The sequence below is a fragment of the Streptomyces sp. NPDC060049 genome, assembly GCF_042736715.1.
Classification (GTDB): Bacteria; Actinomycetota; Actinomycetes; order Streptomycetales; family Streptomycetaceae; genus Streptomyces.
On record NZ_JBHWVV010000007.1, the window covers coordinates 302,439 to 321,461 of the forward strand.

The 19,023-nt window shown below is 71.6% G+C and carries 18 protein-coding genes; 17 read left to right on the forward strand and 1 reads right to left on the reverse strand.

Going from position 1 to position 19,023, the window contains the following annotated elements:
• Window positions 1-119: 119 nt before the first annotated feature.
• The 15 genes from ACFWBY_RS15910 (at window position 120) to hypE (ending at window position 15,335) form a co-directional block, all read left to right on the forward strand.
• The gene (locus ACFWBY_RS15910; RefSeq protein ID WP_385331345.1) at window positions 120-1,862 is read left to right on the forward strand and encodes a hydrogenase maturation protein; all 1,743 of its coding nucleotides are present in this window, start codon (window positions 120-122) and stop codon (window positions 1,860-1,862) included.
• Between the two features lie 94 nt (window positions 1,863-1,956).
• A complete protein-coding gene (locus tag ACFWBY_RS15915; RefSeq protein WP_385331343.1) occupies window positions 1,957-3,012 on the forward strand; it encodes a hydrogenase expression protein HypE in 1,056 nt (351 codons plus the stop codon).
• A 138-nt stretch (window positions 3,013-3,150) separates the two neighbouring features.
• The gene (locus ACFWBY_RS15920; RefSeq protein ID WP_385331341.1) at window positions 3,151-4,935 is read left to right on the forward strand and encodes a nickel-dependent hydrogenase large subunit; all 1,785 of its coding nucleotides are present in this window, start codon (window positions 3,151-3,153) and stop codon (window positions 4,933-4,935) included.
• A complete protein-coding gene (locus ACFWBY_RS15925) occupies window positions 4,932-5,471 on the forward strand; it encodes a hypothetical protein (RefSeq protein WP_385331339.1) in 540 nt (179 codons plus the stop codon). The genes ACFWBY_RS15920 and ACFWBY_RS15925 overlap by 4 nt, the downstream gene beginning before the upstream one ends.
• Window positions 5,472-5,560: 89 nt before the next feature.
• On the forward strand, window positions 5,561-6,172 hold the full coding sequence (locus ACFWBY_RS15930) for a DUF5947 family protein (RefSeq protein ID WP_385342566.1): 612 nt from the start codon (window positions 5,561-5,563) through the stop codon (window positions 6,170-6,172).
• The gene (locus tag ACFWBY_RS15935) at window positions 6,169-6,879 is read left to right on the forward strand and encodes a DUF6084 family protein (RefSeq protein WP_385342563.1); all 711 of its coding nucleotides are present in this window, start codon (window positions 6,169-6,171) and stop codon (window positions 6,877-6,879) included. The genes ACFWBY_RS15930 and ACFWBY_RS15935 overlap by 4 nt, the downstream gene beginning before the upstream one ends.
• The gene (locus tag ACFWBY_RS15940; protein WP_385342561.1) at window positions 6,876-8,291 is read left to right on the forward strand and encodes a hypothetical protein; all 1,416 of its coding nucleotides are present in this window, start codon (window positions 6,876-6,878) and stop codon (window positions 8,289-8,291) included. Before ACFWBY_RS15935 ends, ACFWBY_RS15940 begins: the two co-directional genes overlap by 4 nt.
• Window positions 8,288-8,890, forward strand: coding sequence for a hydrogenase maturation protease (locus ACFWBY_RS15945; RefSeq protein ID WP_385342559.1), 603 nt, complete (start codon window positions 8,288-8,290; stop codon window positions 8,888-8,890). The genes ACFWBY_RS15940 and ACFWBY_RS15945 overlap by 4 nt, the downstream gene beginning before the upstream one ends.
• Window positions 8,887-8,991: a DUF6893 family small protein gene (locus tag ACFWBY_RS15950; protein WP_385342558.1), complete on the forward strand. Its 105-nt coding sequence runs from the start codon at window positions 8,887-8,889 to the stop codon at window positions 8,989-8,991. Before ACFWBY_RS15945 ends, ACFWBY_RS15950 begins: the two co-directional genes overlap by 4 nt.
• Before the next feature lie 159 nt (window positions 8,992-9,150).
• A complete protein-coding gene (locus tag ACFWBY_RS15955) occupies window positions 9,151-9,582 on the forward strand; it encodes a hydrogenase maturation nickel metallochaperone HypA (protein ID WP_385342556.1) in 432 nt (143 codons plus the stop codon).
• Window positions 9,561-10,412 carry a hydrogenase nickel incorporation protein HypB gene (gene hypB, locus ACFWBY_RS15960; protein WP_385342554.1) on the forward strand — a complete coding sequence of 284 codons (852 nt, stop codon included), beginning with the start codon at window positions 9,561-9,563 and terminating at the stop codon, window positions 10,410-10,412. Before ACFWBY_RS15955 ends, hypB begins: the two co-directional genes overlap by 22 nt.
• Complete coding sequence (gene hypF / locus ACFWBY_RS15965; RefSeq protein ID WP_385342552.1) at window positions 10,412-12,817, forward strand: carbamoyltransferase HypF; 2,406 nt, start codon at window positions 10,412-10,414, stop codon at window positions 12,815-12,817. The genes hypB and hypF overlap by 1 nt, the downstream gene beginning before the upstream one ends.
• On the forward strand, window positions 12,786-13,118 hold the full coding sequence (locus tag ACFWBY_RS15970; protein ID WP_385342550.1) for a HypC/HybG/HupF family hydrogenase formation chaperone: 333 nt from the start codon (window positions 12,786-12,788) through the stop codon (window positions 13,116-13,118). The genes hypF and ACFWBY_RS15970 overlap by 32 nt, the downstream gene beginning before the upstream one ends.
• Complete coding sequence (gene hypD / locus ACFWBY_RS15975; RefSeq protein ID WP_385342548.1) at window positions 13,115-14,281, forward strand: hydrogenase formation protein HypD; 1,167 nt, start codon at window positions 13,115-13,117, stop codon at window positions 14,279-14,281. The genes ACFWBY_RS15970 and hypD overlap by 4 nt, the downstream gene beginning before the upstream one ends.
• Entirely contained in the window at window positions 14,274-15,335 is a 1,062-nt protein-coding gene (hypE, locus tag ACFWBY_RS15980; RefSeq protein ID WP_385342546.1) for a hydrogenase expression/formation protein HypE, read from the forward strand. The genes hypD and hypE overlap by 8 nt, the downstream gene beginning before the upstream one ends.
• A 125-nt stretch (window positions 15,336-15,460) precedes the next feature.
• Here hypE and ACFWBY_RS15985 read toward each other — a convergent pair whose 3' ends face one another.
• Window positions 15,461-15,850 carry a hypothetical protein gene (locus ACFWBY_RS15985; protein ID WP_385342545.1) on the reverse strand — a complete coding sequence of 130 codons (390 nt, stop codon included), beginning with the start codon at window positions 15,848-15,850 and terminating at the stop codon, window positions 15,461-15,463.
• A gap of 457 nt (window positions 15,851-16,307) precedes the next feature.
• On the opposite strand from ACFWBY_RS15985, the gene chvE reads away from it, so the two are divergent.
• Both chvE and mmsA read left to right on the forward strand, forming a co-directional pair.
• Entirely contained in the window at window positions 16,308-17,378 is a 1,071-nt protein-coding gene (gene chvE, locus ACFWBY_RS15990) for a multiple monosaccharide ABC transporter substrate-binding protein (RefSeq protein ID WP_385342543.1), read from the forward strand.
• Between the two features lie 95 nt (window positions 17,379-17,473).
• Window positions 17,474-19,021 (forward strand): multiple monosaccharide ABC transporter ATP-binding protein, encoded by a 1,548-nt coding sequence (gene mmsA, locus ACFWBY_RS15995; RefSeq protein WP_385342541.1) that lies wholly within the window; start codon window positions 17,474-17,476, stop codon window positions 19,019-19,021.
• The last annotated feature ends 2 nt before the right edge of the window (window positions 19,022-19,023 follow it).

Below are 19,023 nucleotides of genomic sequence, written 5' to 3' on the forward strand. Positions count from 1 at the left end.
GCGCTTTCGAGTGACTACGCCGCTCGGCGCCGTGCGGGGAGCCGCCGCGATCCCCCACGATCTCAGGCGGCCGGTCATGTTCCGGTCACGATCCGTGGCCCGGCAGCGGAGGAGATCACGTGCAGGTCCTGCTCGTCTCGAGCGCCTTCAACAGCCTCACGCAGCGCGTCCACGCCCAACTGCGCGAGCAGGGCCACCACGTCGCCGTCGAACTAGCCCTGCCCGGCACCGACTTGATCGAGGCCGTGGACCGCCTTCAGCCGGACCTGATCCTCGCGCCCATGCTGCGCACGGCCATCCCGCGGGAGGTGTGGTCCACCCGCACCTGCCTGATCGTCCACCCGGGACCGGTCGGCGACCGCGGGCCCTCCTCCCTCGACCGGGCCGTCCAGGAAGGGCTGACGCGCTGGGCCGTCACCGTCCTGCAGGCTGTCGAGGAGATGGACGCCGGGGACGTCTGGGCCACCGCCGAATGCGCCGTCCCCCCGGTCGCGAAGAGCGATCTGTACCGCGGGGAGATCGCCGACGCCGCGCTCGAGGCGGTCCTGCTCGCCGTGGACCGCTTCGCCTCCGGCACCTACGCACCGCAGCCCCAGATCACCGGCCGCGCCCTGCCCTACCTGCGCCAGGAACACCGCGGCATCGACTGGCGGCGGGACTCCACGGAACGGGTGCTGCGCGTCCTGCGGGCCGCCGACTCCCAGCCCGGCGTACGGGACGAGTTGCTCGGCGGCGAGTGGTACCTGCACGGCGGCCACCCGGAGGACCGGCTGCGCGGCCACCCGGGCGAACTGCTCGCGACCCGCGCCGGGGCCGTGTGCCGGGCGACCACCGACGGCGCCGTCTGGATCCCCGAACTCCGGGCACGGCGCGTTCCCGGGGAACCGGCCCCCCTCAAGCTCCCGGCCACGGTGGCACTCGGCGACCGCCTGCGCCCACCGCACCTGCCGCGACCACTCCCCGAGCACCCCGCCCCGGTGCTCACCGCCGGCACCGCACACCGGCGTACCTGGTCCGACATCGGTTACCGGGAGGAGGGCGGGGCGGGGTTCCTGACGTTTTCCTTCCCCGGCGGGGCGATGAGCACCGAGCGGTGCCGGCGCCTGCTCGACGCCTACCGGACCGCCTGCTCGCGCCCCACCTCGGTGCTCGTCCTCGGCGGCGGCCGGGACTTCTTCTCCAACGGCATCCACCTGGGCGTCATCGAGGCCGCCGCGGACCCGGCCGAGGAGTCCTGGGCGAACATCAACGCCATGGACGACCTCGTCGAAGCCGTCCTGACCACCACCGACCGCCTCGTCGTCGCGGCCCTCGGGGGCAACGCCGCCGCCGGCGGGGCCGTGCTCGCCCTCGCCGCCGATGAGGTCTGGTGCCGCTCGGGCGTGGTCCTCAACCCCCACTACCGCTTGATGGGGCTGTACGGCTCGGAGTACTGGACGTACAGCCTGCCGCGCCGCGTCGGTGCGCAGGTCGCCGAGCGGCTCACCCGCGACGCGCTGCCCGTCGGTTCCGCCACCGCGGTGGGGCTCGGGCTCGCCGACCGCACGATCGCCTGCGCGCCGGAGGCCTTCACGGACGTCACGGCACGGCTCGCCGTGCGGTTGGCCGGCTCGCCGGCGGTGCAGGCCCGGATCGCCGGGAAGAAGGCACGGCGCGAGCTCGACGAGTCGGTGAGGCCGCTTGCCTCGTACCGGGAGGCCGAGCTCGCCCGGATGCGGGACACCTTCTTCGACCCCGAAGCCCCGTACCACGCCCTGCGCAGGGCGTTCGTCCGCAAGGAGACCCCGGCCGCCACCCCCGCGCACTCGGGCCGCGCGCAGGGCGGCGGTCCCGCGCTCGGTCACTGGACTGGGCGCACATGAGCGGGCATCGAGGCCGTCCACCTGTTAGCAAGAAGGGTGAGGCCGTCGTACGGGTCTCACCTCCCCCGCCACCCCTCCCCTAGGAGGCATCCGGATGGACACAGCAGCGCCGACCGAAGCCGAGGACCCCCCGATCCACATCCTCTGGATCAACGCGGGGCTGAGCTGCGACGGCGATTCCGTGTCGCTGACCGCGGCCATGCAGCCCAGCATCGAAGAGATCGTGATGGGTGTACTGCCAGGCCTGCCCAAGATCGCCGTTCACTGGCCGCTGATCGACTTCGAGTGCGGTCCCGTGGGTGGCGCGGACACCTTCATCGAATGGTTCTTCAAGGGGGAGCGCGGAGAGATCGACCCCTTCGTGCTCGTCGTCGAGGGCTCCATCCCCAACGAGAGCATCAAGCCCGAGGGCTACTGGTGCGGTTTCGGCGACGATCCTCAGACCGGTCAGCCCATCACCACCAGCGAGTGGATCGACCGGCTGGCGCCCAAGGCCCTCGCGGTCGTCGCCATCGGCACCTGCGCCACGTACGGCGGCATCCACGCGATGGAGGGCAACCCGACCGGCGCCATGGGCCTTCCCGATTACCTAGGCTGGGACTGGAAGTCCAAGGCGGGCATCCCGATCGTGTGCGTGCCCGGCTGCCCGATCCAGCCGGACAACTTCTCCGAAACGCTCACCTACCTGCTCTACCAGGCGGCCGGCTCCGCCCCGATGATCCCGCTCGACGACAAGCTGCGCCCCACCTGGCTGTTCGGCGCGACCGTGCACGAGGGCTGCGACCGGGCCGGCTACTACGAGCAGGGGCAGTTCGCCCACACCTACGACTCCCCGAAGTGCCTGGTCAAGCTCGGCTGCTGGGGCCCCGTCGTCAAGTGCAACGTGCCCAAGCGCGGCTGGATGAACGGCATCGGCGGCTGTCCGAACGTGGGCGGCATCTGCATCGCCTGCACCATGCCCGGATTCCCCGACAAGTTCATGCCCTTCATGGACGAACCGCCCGGCGGCAAGGTGTCCAGCGCCGCGAGCGGCGCCTACGGGGCGGTGGTCCGCAAGCTCCGGGCGATCACGGCGCACACCGTGGACCAGGAGCCGAAGTGGCGCCACCGCGGGGAGAAGCTGACCACCGGCTACCGCCCGCCCTGGTGAGCGGCCGGGCCGCCCCGGCCCCCGTGCGCACGCGCGCGCGGACGCATCGGAGGCGTGCTCGCCCCCATCCGTACCCACCCCGCACGCACACCCATGTGAGAACCACCGATCCAGCACCGAAGGGCCACGGCAGACACGATGACACCGAAGACGAAGGCAGCCGGCGACGGCAGCGGCCTGGTGGAGATGGCCTGGGATCCGATCACCCGGATCGTGGGCAGTCTCGGCATCCACACGAAGATCGACTTCAAGCAGAAGCGGGTCGCGGAGTGCTACAGCACCTCGTCGGTCTTCCGCGGCTACAGCGTCTTCATGCGCGGCAAGGACCCCCGCGACGCGCACTTCATCACCAGCCGCATCTGCGGCATCTGCGGTGACAACCACGCCACCTGCTCCGTGTACGCGCAGAACATGGCCTACGGGGTGAAGCCGCCCCACCTCGCCGAGTGGATCATCAACCTGGGCGAGTCGGCGGAGTACATGTTCGACCACAACATCTTCCAGGAGAACCTGGTCGGGGTCGACTACTGCGAGAAGATGGTCCGCGAGACCAACCCCGGCGTCCTGGAACTGGCCGAGCGCACGCCCTCCCCGCACGCCGGCGAACACGGCTACAAGACCATCGCCGACATCATGCGCTCGCTCAACCCCATCGAGGGCGAGTTCTACCGCGAGGCCCTCCAAGTCAGCCGCTACACGCGCGAGATGTTCTGCCTGATGGAGGGGCGCCACGTACACCCCTCCACCCTCTACCCGGGCGGTGTCGGCACCATCGCCTCCGTCCAGCTCTTCACGGACTACATGAGCCGCCTCATGCGGTACTGCGAGTTCATGAAGCGCGTCGTCCCGCTCCACGACGACCTCTTCGACTTCTTCTACGAGGCCCTGCCCGGGTACGAGGAAGTCGGCCGCCGGCGCGTACTGCTGGGCTGCTGGGGTGCGCTCAACGACCCCGAGCACTGCGACTTCACCTACGCCAACATGACGGACTGGGGACGGAAGATGTTCGTCACCCCGGGCGTCGTGGTGGACGGGAAGCTCGTCACCAACGACCTCACCGAGATCAACCTCGGCATCCGGATCCTGCTCGGCAGTTCCTACTACGACGACTGGCAGGGCCAGGAGAAGTTCGTCACCCACGACCCACTCGGCAACCCGGTGGACGCCCGCCACCCCTGGAACCAGCACACCATCCCCGCCCCGCAGAAGCGGAACTTCGACGACAAGTACAGCTGGGTGATGTCGCCGCGCTGGTTCGACGGCAAGGACCACCTCGCCCTCGACACCGGCGGCGGCCCCCTCGCCCGACTGTGGTCCACCGCCCTGTCCGGGCTGGTGAACACCGACTACGTGCAGGCCACCGGACACAGCGTGGTCATCACGCTCCCCCGCACGATGACCAAGCCCGAGACCCGCTTCGAGTGGAAGATCCCGAGGTGGAGCAACGCGCTGGAGCGCAACCGCGCCCGCACGTACTTCCAGGCGTACGCGGCCGCCATCGCCCTGCACTGCGCCGAGAAGGGCCTGGCGGAGGTCCGCGCCGGCCGCACGCAGACCTGGGAGAAGTTCGAGGTCCCCGACGAGGGCCTCGGCGTCGGCTTCACCGAGGCCGTGCGCGGGGTGCTCTCGCACCACATGGTGATCCGCGACGGCAAGATCGCGAACTATCACCCCTACCCACCGACCCCGTGGAACGCCAGCACCCGCGACACCTTCGGCACGCCCGGCCCCTACGAGGACGCGGTGCAGAACACCCCGATCTTCGAGGAGAACACTCCGGAGAACTTCAAGGGCATCGACATCATGCGGGCCGTGCGCAGCTTCGACCCCTGCCTCCCCTGCGGGGTCCACATGTACGTGGGCGGCGGCCAGACGGTGAAGCAGATGCACGTGCCCACCGGCCTGAGCGGACTGGGCGGATGAGCGCCGCCCCGAGCGTGCGGGCCGATGCCCGTCAGACGGGGGTGCGCGTCGAGGAGGTGCTCGACCGGCTCGCCGCCACCGGAGACCGGGAGGCGTGTGCGGCCGCCGAGGAACTGGTGCGCGTCCTCATGGACTTCTACGGTGCCGGGCTCGCCCGGATCGTCGCCGGCCTCGGCGAGGCCCCGCTCTCCGGACTCCTCGACGACGAACTCGTGGCGAGCCTGCTCGCCCTGCACGACCTGCACCCCGAGGACGTGGACGCCCGCATCGCCCGCGCCCTGGCGAGCGCCCGGGAACCCGTGGAGGTCCTCGGCTTCGACGAGGCCACCGGAACGCTGCGGCTGCGGTCCGCGCCCGGTGGCGGCTGCGGCTGCGGCAGCGCCGAAGCCGGCGCGGAGCCCTCCCGGGCCGTCGAGGACGCTCTCGCCTGCTTCGCACCCGAGGTGATCACGGTGGAGATGGAGCCGGCCGACGCCCCGGCACCGGTCCTGCTCCAGATCGGGACGCGACCGCAGACCTCGGCGCGGGCGCTGTGAGCGGCTCCCCGGGGTGGTCCCCGCCCGCCCTCCGCACGGAGGGCGGGCCCGGCCCGGGCGCGCCGGGCGCGCCGGGCGCCCCGCGCGGACTGCGCCGCTTCACCGGCGCCCGCCCGGCCCGCCCAGAGGTCTGCGGGCTCTGCGGTGTGGCGGTCGCCGAGAACGCGCACCGCCACGTCGTGGAGACCGAGAAGCGGGCGCTGGTCTGCGCCTGCACCGCGTGCGCCCTGCTGTTCGACCGGCCCGGCGTCGCCACCGGCCGCTTCCGCGCCGTCCCCGGCCGCTACCTCGCCGACCCCGACCACCGGCTCGACGACAGCGCCTGGGAGATGCTCCAGATCCCGGTCGGCGTCGCCTTCTTCTTCCGCAACGCCGCCCTCGACCGTCTCGTCGCGCTCTACCCGAGTCCGGCCGGCGCCACCGAGAGCGAACTCGACGCCGAGACCTGGCAGACCGTGCTCGGCGCCGGGCGCCTCGCCCCGCTCCTCGAACCCGACGTGGAGGCCCTGCTGCTGCGTCGTGAACAGGGACGGACCGACTGCTATCTGGTGCCGATCGACATCTGCTACGAGCTCGTCGGGCGGATGCGCCTGCTGTGGACGGGGTTCGACGGCGGAGCGGAAGCCCGGGCCGCACTCGCCGACTTCTTCGCCGAGGTCGGGCGACGGGCCAAGACCCCGGCGGAGGCATCCGCGCCATGACGGACTTCGGCTTCACCTGCACCGGCGTGCGCGCCGACCCGTACGCCGCCGGACCCACCCTGGTGTTCCGGCTGCGCGTCACGGCCGGCGGGGGCCCCGAGCCCACCCGGGTACACGCCCTGGCGCTGCGCTGCCAACTGCGCATCGAGCCCGCCCGGCGCGGCTACGGACCCGCCGAGGCGGCGGGCCTGGCCGACCTGTTCGGCGAACGCTCCCGCTGGGGCACCACGATGCAGCCCGTGCAGTTCGCGCAGGTCGCCCTCATGGTCCCCAGCTTCACCGGGGAGACCGAGATCGACCTGGTCGTGCCGTGCACGTACGACATGGACATCGCCGCGAGCCGGTACTTCAGCTCCCTCGAGGACGGGGAGGCGCCCCTGCTGATGCTGTTCTCCGGCACCGCGTTCACCGGGGCCGGCGGCTTCCGCGTCGAGCCCGTGCCCTGGGACCGCGAGGCCTCGTACCGGATGCCCGTGGCGGTCTGGCACGAGATGGTCGAGCAGCACTTCCCCGGCTGCGGCTGGCTGAGACTGCCCCGGGACGTCATGGACGAGCTGCTCGCCTTCCGCTCGCGGCACGCCCTGGCCTCCTGGGAGGCAACCGTACGGACCCTCCTGGACGCGGCGGCCGGGTCCCGGCCGGAGCCCCCGCAACCCCTGCGGCTGGGCACCGTCCTGCCGCGTGTCACCGAGAGGACGGCGCCGTGACGACGGCCAACCCACCACAGGCCCGGTTCGCGACCGCCCGGCAGGTGGCCGACGCGGTCCTCTTCGAGGGGTACGTGCTGTACCCCTACCGGGCCTCTGCGGCCAAGAACCGGCTGCGCTGGCAGTTCGGCGTGCTCGTACCGCCGGCGTGGGGACCGGCGCACGACGAGCACTCCTTCCAGCAGACGGAGCTCCTGATGGAGCCCAGAGGCGAGGCGACGCTCGCTGTGGAGCTGCGGTTCCTCCACGCGCGGCGGCGCACCGTACAAGAGGCCCTGCCCGACGGCGGGTTCAAGGAGGTCGCCGAACTGCACCTGGACGACCGGGTGCTGGTGCCCTGGGACGAAGGGGCCGAGGAGCGCGTCGAGTTGAGCGTCGGCCTGGCCGAACTGGCCGGAGAGGGAGCCGAGATCCCGTTCTCGCGGGCGGCCACGGAGGATGTTGAGCCCGTCACCGACGGCGAGGGACGATGCGTCGGCCGCCTGGTGCGGCGTACCGAGCGGATCGAGGGGCGAGTGCGGCTGCGCGCCACCGAACTCGGCGGACCCTACCGGGTGTTGAAACTCACGGCGGTGGTGGAGAACACCAGTCCCTGGACCCCCGCCGCCGACGGCGAGGACCGTGAGGCCGCGCTGCCGCACTCGCTCGTGGCCGCTCACCTCCTGCTGGGCCTGAGCAGCGGCTCCTTCCTGTCGATGACCGATCCGCCGGAATGGGCCAAGGGTGCCGTCGCCTCCTGCCTCAACCGGCACACCTGGCCCGTTCTCGCCGGGGAGCCGGGCCGGGCGGACGTGGTGCTGTCCTCGCCGATCATCCTGGAGGACCATCCCGCGATCGCTCCCGAGAGCATCGGCGCGATGTACGACTCCACGGAAATCGACGAGATCCTCGCCCTGCGCACCGCAGCCCTGACCGACCAGGAGAAGCGGGAAGCGCGCGGAACGGACCCGAGGGCCGCCGCCGTGATCGATCTGGCCGAGTCGATGCCCCCCGAGGTGCTGGAGCGGCTGCACGGGGCCGTGCGCGCCCTGCGCGAGATCACCGGCCCGGACGGGCTGGACGACGCCGCGGAACTCGTCGACGAGCAGGCGGTGTTCAGACCCGAGACCCCCTGGTGGGACCCGGCGCACACGGACACGGCCGGTCCCGCGCGGGACCGGGTCCTCGTCGACGGCGTACCGGTCGGTGTCGGCAGCCGGGTGCTGTTGCGTCCGGGCCTGCGCCGCACCGACGCCCAGGACCTGTTCCTGCGGGGCCGCGCCGCCCTGGTCGAGGCCGTCCTGCACGACGTGGACGGCGGGGTGCACCTCGCGGTCACCGTGGAGGGCGATCCCGGGGCCGACATCCGCCGGGAGCAGGGCCGGTTCCTCTACTTCCAGCCCGACGAACTCTCGCCCCTGGCGGACGCGTGAGCGGCCGCGTGCTCGTCGCGGGCATCGGCAACGTCTTCCTCGGCGACGACGGCTTCGGAGTGGAGACGCTGCGCCGGCTGTCCGCGCACGACCTTCCGGCCCATGTCGAGGCCGTGGATTTCGGCGTCCGGGGAGTACACCTCGCCTACCAGCTCCTCGACGGCTACGACACCCTCGTCCTGGCGGACGCCACGGCGCGCGGCGGCGCCCCCGGCACGCTCTACCTCATCGAGGCCGACGAACCGGGCTCCGTCCAGCCGGGCGGCGCCCTGCTGGACGGCCACCACATGTCCCCCGACGCGGTCCTGGCCCTGCTGGGCACCCTGTGCGAGACCACCGGCTCCACCCCGCCCCGGCGGGTCCTGGTCGTGGGATGCGAGCCCGCCTCGATCGCGGAGGGCATCGGGCTGAGCCGCCCGGTGGCCGCCGCGGTGTCGGAGGCCGTGCGCATGATCCTGGACCTGCTGCGGGACGGCCACGAGACGCACGACCTCGAAGGGCACGTCCCCGAGGAGCACGACGAAGAAGATCACCCCGATGAAGGACACGACCCCGAAGGACAGGCGGCCCCGGTCGCCGAGTTGAGGAGGACCCCGTGAAGAAGGCCGTCATCTGCGGTGTGGCCGCGGCCGCGCTCCTCGCCGTACTGCAGCAGATCCTCCCCGACATCAAGCGCTATCTGCACATGCGCCGCATGTGACACGACGGCGGGCGCCGGCTCGGGACGTGACGCGGGGCCGGGCGCCGGCTCGGGCCCCCGGAGCGACCGAACGGCGTACGCGGCGGACGTCGCGTCGGCGCGCCCGGCCGCACCGTCCCCGTCCTGCCGCTGTAATGAGCCCCGGCAGGACGGAGTCCGATGCACGAGATGTCGATCGCCATGGCCGTCGTGGGCCAGGTGGAGGAAGCGGCCGAGGCCGCCGGCGCGCGCAGCGTGAGCGTGGTGCGCCTCCGTGTCGGGGAGTTGGCCGGAGTGGTCCCCGACGCCCTGTCCTTCTGCTTCGAACTGGCCTGCGCGGGCACGGTCCTCGACGGTGCCGAGCTCGTCACGGAGCCGGTGTCCGCCCGCGCGCGGTGCGCGTCCTGCACACGGGAGTGGGCGGTCGGCATGCCGCCCCGGCTGTGCTGCCCCGGATGCGGGAGCGCCGCGCACGTGGATCTGCTCTCGGGCCGTGAGCTGCACATCGTCAGTGTCGACTGGGACGACGACTGCGGCGTCGCCCCGGCCACGCACCCATCCGCGAACCGAACTCCGAGGAGCGACGAACCATGTGCCGAGTGGTCGACCTGAAGCAGGCGGTACTCGCCAAGAACGACTCCGCCGCGCACGCCCTGCGGGCCGATCTCACCGCCCGCGGCACGGTGACCGTCAACCTGCTCTCCAGCCCCGGAAGCGGGAAGACGGCCCTGCTGGAGCGCGAACTGCTCCTCGCCCGGGAGCGCGGTCTCGCGGTGGCCGCCCTCACCGCCGACCTGGCCACCGAGAACGACGCGGTACGGCTGGCGCGGTCCGGCGTACCCGTCCAGCAGGTGCTCACCGACGGGCTGTGCCACCTGGAGGCCGGGATGCTCCGCCGGCACCTGGACGGCTGGCTGCCCGATGCCACCCGGCTCCTGTTCGTGGAGAACGTGGGGAACCTGGTCTGCCCCGCCTCCTACGATCTCGGCGAGTCCCTGCGGGTCGTCCTGGCCTCGGTGACCGAGGGTGAGGACAAGCCCCTGAAGTACCCGACCGCCTTCGGTCTCGCTCAGCTCGTGGTGATCACCAAGACCGACATCGCGGGGGCGGTCGACTTCGACGAGGACGCGTTCCGGGCGCACGTCCGGCAGGTCAATCCGGGGGTGGAGGTGGTACGGACGTCCGCGCGCTCCGGGGAGGGCGTGGGCATCCTGCTCGACCGGGCGACCGCGGTCGCGGACGGCGCGGCGACGCACACGCCGGTCATGGCCCGGCAGGCCTCCGGCCGGGGCACGCCTGCGCACGGCCACGGCCACGACCAGGGCCACGGCCACGAGCACGCCCACCCGGGCGGGCACGCAGAAGGTCAACCGCACACGCACCCGCACCCGCACCCCGACCCCGAGCAGCACGGCCGTCCCACCGCGGTGCAGACGTACTGATGGAGGCGCTCCAGCGCCGCCGGGTCACGGTCCGCGGCGTGGTGCAGGGAGTCGGGTTCCGGCCCTACGTGTACACCCGCGCGACCGGCCTGGGGCTGGCCGGCCACGTCACCAACACCGCGGAGGGCGTCGTCGCCGAGGTGGAAGGCGCACCGTCGGCCGTCGCGGAGTTCTGCGACCGGCTCGCGGCCGACGCTCCCCCGCTCGCCGTCGTCGACACCGTGGACCACGACGAGGTCCCGGCCGTGGGCGGTGCCGGATTCACCATCGTCGCCTCCCTGGCGGGGGGCCCCGGCCGCACCCTGATCTCCCCGGACGTGGCCACGTGCGCCGACTGTCTCGCCGAGCTCGCCGACCCGGCCGACCGACGCCACCGCCATCCCTTCATCACCTGCACGCACTGCGGACCGCGCTTCACCATCGTCACCGCACTCCCCTACGACCGGCCGAACACCACGATGGCCGGCTTCCCGATGTGCCCCGACTGCGCCCGCGAGTACGCCGACCCCGCCGACCGGCGGTTCCACGCCCAGCCCGTCGCCTGCCCGGCCTGCGGACCCCGGCTGCGGCTCCTCACCGGCACGCCGCCGCGCGAGACGGACGACGCCGACCCGGTGGCCGGTGCCCGGCGGCTCCTGGGCTCCGGGGCGATCCTCGCCGTCAAAGGGATCGGCGGCTACCACCTCGCCTGCGACGCCGGCCGCGCCGACGCCGTCCGGGAACTGCGCCGGCGCAAGGCCCGCGGTGACAAGCCGTTCGCCCTGATGGCGCGGGACCTCCCCGCCGTCGAAGAGCTCGTCCACGTCGGTCCCCGGGAACGGAGCCTGCTCACGGGGCGGGAGCGGCCCATCGTCCTGCTGCGCCGCCGCGCGGGCGCCGCGGGCGCGGCCGCCGACGTCGCCCCGGGCAGTCCCGACCTCGGGGTGATGCTCCCGTACAGCCCCTTGCACCACCTGCTGCTCGGGTTGCCCGGTGATCCGCCCGGACCCCGGCTGCTGGTCATGACCAGCGGAAACCTCTCGGGCGAACCCATCGCCACCGACGACACCGACGCCCTCGACCGGCTGGCCGGCCTCGCCGATGCCTGGCTGACCCACGACCGCCCCATCCACGTCCCGTGCGACGACTCGGTGGTCCGCGTGTGCGACGGGGAAGCACTGATCGTCCGGCGCTCGCGCGGCCACGCCCCGCTGCCCCTGCCGCTGCCCCTGGCCGTCCCCGCGAGCCTCGCGGTCGGAGGGGACCTGAAGAACGCGTTCTGTCTCGGTGAGGGGCGCCGGGCCTGGCTGTCCGCGCACATCGGCGACATGGACGATCTGGCCACGCAGTACGCGTTCGAGCGCGCCGAGCGGCAGTTGGAGTCCGTCACCGGCGTCGCGCCCCGGCTGCTCGCCTCCGACCGGCACCCCGGGTACCGCTCCGCGCAGTGGGCCGGACGGCACGCGGGCGGCCGGCCGCTGGTGCGCGTACAGCACCATCACGCGCACATCGCGTCCGTGATGGCCGAGCACGGTCTGGACGGCAGTCGGCGGGTCATCGGCGTCGCCTTCGACGGCACCGGCTACGGGGACGACGGAGCCGTGTGGGGAGGCGAGGTCCTCCTCGCCGACTACGCCGGATACGACCGATTCGCACACCTCGCGTACGTGCCGCTGCCGGGCGGTGACGCCGCGGTGCGGCGACCGTACCGGATGGCCCTGGCGCACCTACGGGCGGCGGGCCTCGACTGGGCGCCGGACCTGCCCTGCACGGCGGCCTGCCCGACCGATGAACTACGGGTTCTGCGAAGCCAGTTGGACCGAGACCTGAACTGCGTCCCCACGTCGAGCATGGGACGGCTGTTCGACGCCGTGTCCTCACTGGCGGGTGTCCGCCACCTCGCGGGGTACGAGGCCCAGGCCGCGATCGAGCTGGAGTCCGCGGCGCGCGGCGCGGGGGCGGGAGACGGCGAGGGGCAGGGCTACCGCTTCGCCCTGCGCGTGCCGGCTTCCGGCGCCGGGCGTCCGGTCGTCGCCGATCCGGCGCCCGTTCTGGCCGCCGTCGCGGCCGACGTGCGCACGGGTACCCCGCCACCCCTCATCGCGGCCCGTTTCCACTCCGGCGTCGCCGCGCTCGTCGCCGACCTGTGCCTCCGCGCGCGCGAGCGGTACGGCCTGGAGGCCGTCGCACTGACCGGCGGGGTCTTCGCGAACACCCTGCTGTCCTCGGCGTGCGCCCGCCGCCTGCGCGGACACGGATTCACCGTGCTCCGGCACCACCGCGTGCCCCCCAACGACGGCGGCCTGGCCCTCGGCCAGCTGATGGTGGCGGCCGCCACCGCGGCCGCGGCCGACTCCGCCCTCGTGACGCACCACCCACAGCAAGGAGAAGCCCATGTGCCTGGCGGTACCCGGCAAAGTGATTGAGATCGAGGAGAAGGACGGCACCCGCATGGCCAGCGTCGACTTCGGCGGGGTGGTCAAGGAGGTGTGCCTGGAGTATCTGCCGGACCTCCGGGTCGGTGAGTACGCGATCGTGCACGTCGGCTTCGCCCTGCAGCGACTGGACGAGGAGTCGGCCAAGCAGACCCTGGAGCTCTTCGCGGAACTCGGGATGCTCCAGGAGGAGTTCGGCGATCCATGGGAGCAGGCCGCGGAGGCCGGTGGGGAGCCGTGGCCCTTCGCCGACGGCCCCGAGGACGTAGCGCGGGAGGCGGCGCAGCAGTGAAGTACATCGACGAGTTCCAGGACCCCGACCTCGCACGCCGGCTCCTGGAGGACATCCACTCCACGGTGACCCGGCCCTGGGCCCTGATGGAGGTGTGCGGCGGCCAGACCCACACCATCATCCGGCACGGCATCGATCAACTCCTCCCCGACATGGTGGAGTTGATCCACGGTCCGGGCTGTCCGGTGTGTGTCACCCCGCTGGAGGTGATCGACAAGGCTCTGGAGATCGCCTCCCGCCCCGACGTCATCTTCTGCTCCTTCGGGGACATGCTGCGCGTACCGGGGACGGGCCGCGACCTCTTCCAAGTGCGCAGCGAAGGCGGCGACGTACGGGTCGTCTACTCCCCGCTCGACGCCCTGAAGATCGCGCAGCAGAACCCCCGGAGCGAGGTGGTGTTCTTCGGCATCGGCTTCGAAACCACCGCTCCGCCCAATGCCATGACGGTGTATCAGGCCAAGAAGCTCGGCATCCGCAACTTCAGCCTGCTGGTGTCCCACGTCCGCGTCCCCCCGGCGATCGAAGCGATCATGCGGTCGCCGAGCTGCCGGGTCCAGGCCTTCCTGGCCGCCGGGCACGTGTGCAGCGTCATGGGCACCGGAGAGTATCCGGAGCTCGCCGCGCGCCACCGCGTCCCGATCGTCGTCACCGGTTTCGAACCCCTTGACATCCTGGAAGGCGTACGCAGGGCCGTGCGGCAACTCGAACGCGGCGAGCACACCGTGGACAACGCCTACGCGCGCGCGGTGCGCCCGGAGGGGAACCCGGCGGCGCTCGCCATGCTGAGCGACGTCTTCGAGGTCACCGACCGGGCCTGGCGCGGCATCGGCGTGATCCCCGACAGCGGCTGGCGGCTGTCGCCCCGCTACCGGGAGTTCGACGCCGAGCACCGCTTCTCGGTGACCGGCATCACGACGCTCGAACCAGCCGATTGCCGCAGCGGCGAAGTGCTCCAGGGGCTGCTGAAACCGCACGAATGCGAGGCCTTCGGCACGACCTGCACGCCACGCAACCCGCTCGGCGCCACGATGGTCTCCAGCGAGGGCGCGTGCGCCGCCTACTACCTCTACCGGCGCCTGGAGATCACGCCGGCCCGTACCGCCCGTATCGCGGAACCGGCCGAAACCACCGACACGCCGCTGGAGGCGAGCCCCGTTGTCTGACACGACCCTCGACATCACCGGCTGGTCCTGCCCCGCACCCCTGCGTGACCGCCCCCGGGTGGTGATGGGTCACGGCGGCGGCGGCGCGCTCTCGGCCGAGCTCGTCGAGCACCTCTTCGCACCCGCCTTCGGCGGCCCCGTGCTGTCCCAGCTCGGCGACTCGGCGGCCGTCACGCTGGGCGGGGTCCGGCTGGCCTTCTCCACCGACTCCTACGTCGTGCGCCCCTTGTTCTTCCCGGGCGGAAGCATCGGCGGCCTCGCGGTCAACGGCACGGTCAACGACCTGGCCATGAGCGGAGCCCAAGCCGCCTACCTGTCGTGCGGATTCATCCTCGAGGAAGGCGTCGAACTCTCCGTGGTGGCCCGTGTGGCCGAGGCCCTGGGAGACGCCGCGCGCGTGGCCGGGGTCGAGGTGGCGACCGGCGACACCAAAGTCGTCGAGGCCGGCCACGGAGACGGGATCTACATCAACACCGCGGGCATCGGGATGATCCCGCCGGGAGTCGACCTGCGGCCGCAGCGGGTCGTACCCGGTGACGTGGTGATCGTCAGCGGGGAGATCGGCCTCCACGGAGTGGCGATCATGAGTGTCCGCGAAGGGCTCGAGTTCGGGGTGGACATCGAGAGCGACTGCGCCCCTCTCGGTGGCCTCGTACGGGCCATGCTGGAGGTGACGCCCGATCTGCACGTCCTGCGCGACCCCACCCGGGGCGGTCTGGCCGCCTCGCTCAACGAGATCGCTGCCGCGTCCGGCGTGGGCGTGGTCATCCAGGAGGGCAGCGTTCCCGTTCCCGTGCCCGTCGCCAACGCCTGCGCGATCCTCGGCCTCGACCCGCTCTACGTGGCCAATGAGGGCAAGCTCGTCGCGTTCGTACCCCGCGAGCACGCGGAGGCCGTACTCGCCGCGATGCGCACCCACCCGCTCGGCCGGCACGCGGCGGTGATCGGCGAGGCGGTGGAAACCCACCCGGGCCTCGTAGTGGCCCGGACCGGCCTCGGCGGCACCCGTGTGGTCGACCTGCCGATCGGGGAGCAGCTGCCGCGCATCTGCTGAGGGGACGATCCGGATGAGCCGTACGTGGGGCCCGGACCACCTGCGGCTCGTCCGACCGGACCCGTCTACGGGTTGTTGCAGACGGTGCGTGTGGGCAGGCCGCATCGGTGCTTCTGCAACGACCTTCAGCCGCCGCTGCGGGTGCCGGGCGGGTCCTGGGGGTCGACTCCGGTCGAAGCGGAGGCGTCCTTCGTCCCGCTGGGGCGCCGTGAACGGCCGCGCGGGCCGAGGTCGTGCATGCCCTCTTCGCCGGATCCCTTGCTCTGATCCTCCCCGCGCTCGCCGCTGCTCTTCACCGGTTCGCCGTGAGGGTTGCCCGCCTCTTCCTTGGAGACCTTCCGGCCGGGCCCCTTGGCCGGGGCGTAGGTGTCCGGATGGAAGGAGCGGTGGGCGCTCGGATTCTCCTGTTGATGGGTCTGGTCCACGTCAGGCGACCAACCGTGCTGGTCGGTGCCCTTGTGGGGACTCGGGCCCTCGCCGTGCTTGGGCTGGGACGGCTTCGGCTGTTTGGTCATGGCCTGGCCTGCTGTCTCTTTCGGGGTGGGCGCACGAGCTCCTCGCGCTTCTACCGCCGGCAACCCCATCGTCCCACCATGTGTCCGAGCGGGCACGGCGGGCCCCGGGGGACGTCGGCTTCGCTCCGCTCCGCCGAGCCGAGGAGGTCGCGGCTCTCCCGCTGCCGCCGGCCTCCGCCTCCGCGGGGCGGCCCGGGCCCGGGGCGCAGGCGGTCGGGAGGGGCTTTGCGACGGGTGAGCAAAGGTCACCCCGGGGGCCTTGACGGCGCAGTTGTGAGCGTTAACACTCGTGTCACACCAGGCCGGAGCGGTGCGGTGCCGTGCGTCCCAGCGGCCGGCGCCGGCTCCGCCGTCCGGAATCCGCCTGGGCACCGTCAGGCCGGGCCCGCCCCCTCACCGCGCCGGGTCACGGCGCATCACTGGAGGAAAAGTGCGAAGAATCTCGACAGGCGTAGTCGTGGCAGCCCTCGGTCTGGCCCTGACCGCGTGCGGCCAGAGCTCGAACGGCGTCGGGGACGATGCGGCCGCCGGCGACGCCAAGGGGGGCCTGGTCGGGATCGCCATGCCGACCAAGTCCTCCGAGCGCTGGATCAACGACGGCGCCAACATGGTCAAGCAGTTCCAGGCCAAGGGCTACAAGACGGATCTCCAGTTCGGCGACAACGTCGTGGAGAACCAGGTCGCCCAGGTCGAGAACATGATCACCAAGGGGGCCAAGCTCCTGGTGATCGCTCCGATCGACGGCTCCTCGCTCAGCGACGTGCTCCAGAAGGCCGCCGACGCCAAGATCCGGGTCATCTCCTACGACCGTCTGATCCGCGGCACCGGGGACGTCGACTACTACGCCACCTTCGACAACTACAAGGTCGGCGTCCTGCAGGCCACGTACATCGCCGACCGGCTCGGCCTCCAGGACGGCAAGGGCCCCTTCAACATCGAGCTGTTCGCCGGATCGCCGGACGACAACAACGCCACGTTCTTCTACCAGGGCGCCATGAGCGTCCTCCAGCCCCACATCGACGCCAAGCGGCTCGTCGTCAAGAGCGGCCAGACCGAATTCACCCAGGCAGCCACTCTGCGCTGGGACGGCGGTGTGGCCCAGTCCCGGATGGACAACCTGCTCAGCAAGGCCTACTCGTCCGCCACCGTCGACGCGGTGCTCTCGCCCTACGACGGCATCTCGATCGGCGTCGTGTCGTCCCTCAAGGGAGTCGGCTACGGCGGCGCGGGCAAGCCGCTGCCCATCGTCACCGGCCAGGACGCCGAGCTCGCCTCCGTGAAGTCCATCATCGCCGGCGAACAGACCCAGACCGTCTACAAGGACACCCGTGAACTCGCCAAGGTGGCCGTACAGATGGGTGACGCACTGCTCACCGGCCGCCAGCCCGAGGTCAACGACACCAAACAGTACGACAACGGTGTCAAGGTCGTGCCGTCCTACCTGTTGCAGCCGGTCAGCGTGGACAAGGAGAACTACCGGAAGCTGCTCGTGGACTCCGGGCAGTACACCGACGACCAGCTGAAGTAGCCGCCACCGGGCCCACCCACCGGGGCCGAAGAGCCTGTGGTGCGGCGCCGCCCCGACCGGCCCGCCGCACCACCCAGTCGAACGGACTCACCACCATGGCCGGACCCGTCCTCGAGATGCGTTCGATCAGCAAGTCCTTCCCCGGCGTCAAGGCGCTGTCGGACGTCAATCTGACCGTCGCCGCCGGCGAGGTCCACGCCATCTGCGGCGAGAACGGGGCGGGCAAGTCCACCCTGATGAAGGTGCTCAGCGGCGTGCACCCGCACGGTTCCTACGAAGGCGAGATCCGGTTCCAGGGCGAACCGTGCGCCTTCGGCGACATCCGGGCCAGCGAGCGCCGCGGCATCGTGATCATCCATCAGGAACTGGCGCTGATCCCCTACTTGTCCATCGCCGAGAACATCTTCCTCGGCAACGAGCACGCCTCGCGGGGCTTCATCAGCTGGCACCGGACGCTCACCCACGCCCGGTCCCTGCTCGAACGCGTGGGCCTGCCGGACAACCCCCAGACCCGCGTCGCCGACATCGGCGTGGGCAAGCAGCAGCTCGTCGAGATCGCCAAGGCTCTCGCGAAGGAGGTCAAGCTGCTGATCCTGGACGAACCGACGGCCGCGCTCAACGACGAGGACAGCCGCAAACTGCTCGACCTCATCCTCGAGTTCAAGGCCCAGGGCATCTCCTGCATCGTCATCTCGCACAAACTGAACGAGATCGCGCGCGTCGCCGACGCCGTCACCATCCTGCGCGACGGCCGGACCATCGAGACCATCTCGGTCGAAGCCGACGGGATCTCCGAGGACCGCATCATCCGCGGGATGGTCGGCCGCGACGTGGAACACCGCTATCCCGAGCGCACCCCGGACATCGGCGATGTCGCCCTGACGGTCGAGGACTGGACCGTCCTGCACCCGATCGACGTGCACCGCAAGGTGGTCGACGGAGCGTCGATCACGGTCCGGCGCGGCGAGATCGTCGGCATGGCGGGCCTGATGGGCGCGGGCCGGACCGAGCTCGCCATGAGCGTCTTCGGCCGCTCCTACGGACGCCGCACCAGTGGCCGGGTCCTGCTCGACGGCAAGGAGATCCGCACCCGCACGGTCCCCGAGGCGATCTCCCACGGCCTGGCCTACGTGACCGAGGACCGCAAGCACCTCGGGCTCAACCTCATGGAGGACATCCGCCGCAACATCTCGCTGAGCGCTCTGGGCAAGGTCTCCCGGCGGGGCTGGGTGAACCAGCACGAGGAGACCCGCGTCGCGGAGAGGTACCGCAGCACCATGAACATCAAGGCGCCCTCGGTGTTCGCGCAGACCGGCAAGCTCAGCGGCGGGAACCAGCAGAAGGTCGTCCTCAGCAAGTGGATCTTCTCCGAGCCCGAAGTGCTCATCCTCGACGAGCCCACCCGGGGCATCGACGTCGGCGCGAAGGCCGAGATCTACGCGGTGATCGCCGAGCTCGCGGCCCAGGGCAAGGCCGTCCTGGTGATCTCTTCGGAACTACCGGAGCTTCTCGGCCTGTGCGACCGCATCTACACCATGGCCGAGGGGCGCATCACCGGCGAGACGGCTCGCGCGGACGCGACCCAGGAATCCCTCATGCGCCTGATGACCACGGGCGCCGCAACCCAGAACGAGCAGGTGTGACG

Coding starts and splice junctions, on each gene's coding strand:
- ACFWBY_RS15915 (WP_385331343.1), top strand. CDS start 1,957: ATGGACACAGCAGCGCCGACCGAAGCCGAGGACCCCCCGATCCACATC.
- ACFWBY_RS15920 (WP_385331341.1), top strand. CDS start 3,151: ATGACACCGAAGACGAAGGCAGCCGGCGACGGCAGCGGCCTGGTGGAG.
- ACFWBY_RS15925 (WP_385331339.1), top strand. CDS start 4,932: ATGAGCGCCGCCCCGAGCGTGCGGGCCGATGCCCGTCAGACGGGGGTG.
- ACFWBY_RS15935 (WP_385342563.1), top strand. CDS start 6,169: ATGACGGACTTCGGCTTCACCTGCACCGGCGTGCGCGCCGACCCGTAC.
- ACFWBY_RS15955 (WP_385342556.1), top strand. CDS start 9,151: ATGCACGAGATGTCGATCGCCATGGCCGTCGTGGGCCAGGTGGAGGAA.
- hypB (WP_385342554.1), top strand. CDS start 9,561: ATGTGCCGAGTGGTCGACCTGAAGCAGGCGGTACTCGCCAAGAACGAC.
- hypF (WP_385342552.1), top strand. CDS start 10,412: ATGGAGGCGCTCCAGCGCCGCCGGGTCACGGTCCGCGGCGTGGTGCAG.
- ACFWBY_RS15970 (WP_385342550.1), top strand. CDS start 12,786: ATGTGCCTGGCGGTACCCGGCAAAGTGATTGAGATCGAGGAGAAGGAC.
- ACFWBY_RS15985 (WP_385342545.1), bottom strand. CDS start 15,850: ATGACCAAACAGCCGAAGCCGTCCCAGCCCAAGCACGGCGAGGGCCCG.
- mmsA (WP_385342541.1), top strand. CDS start 17,474: ATGGCCGGACCCGTCCTCGAGATGCGTTCGATCAGCAAGTCCTTCCCC.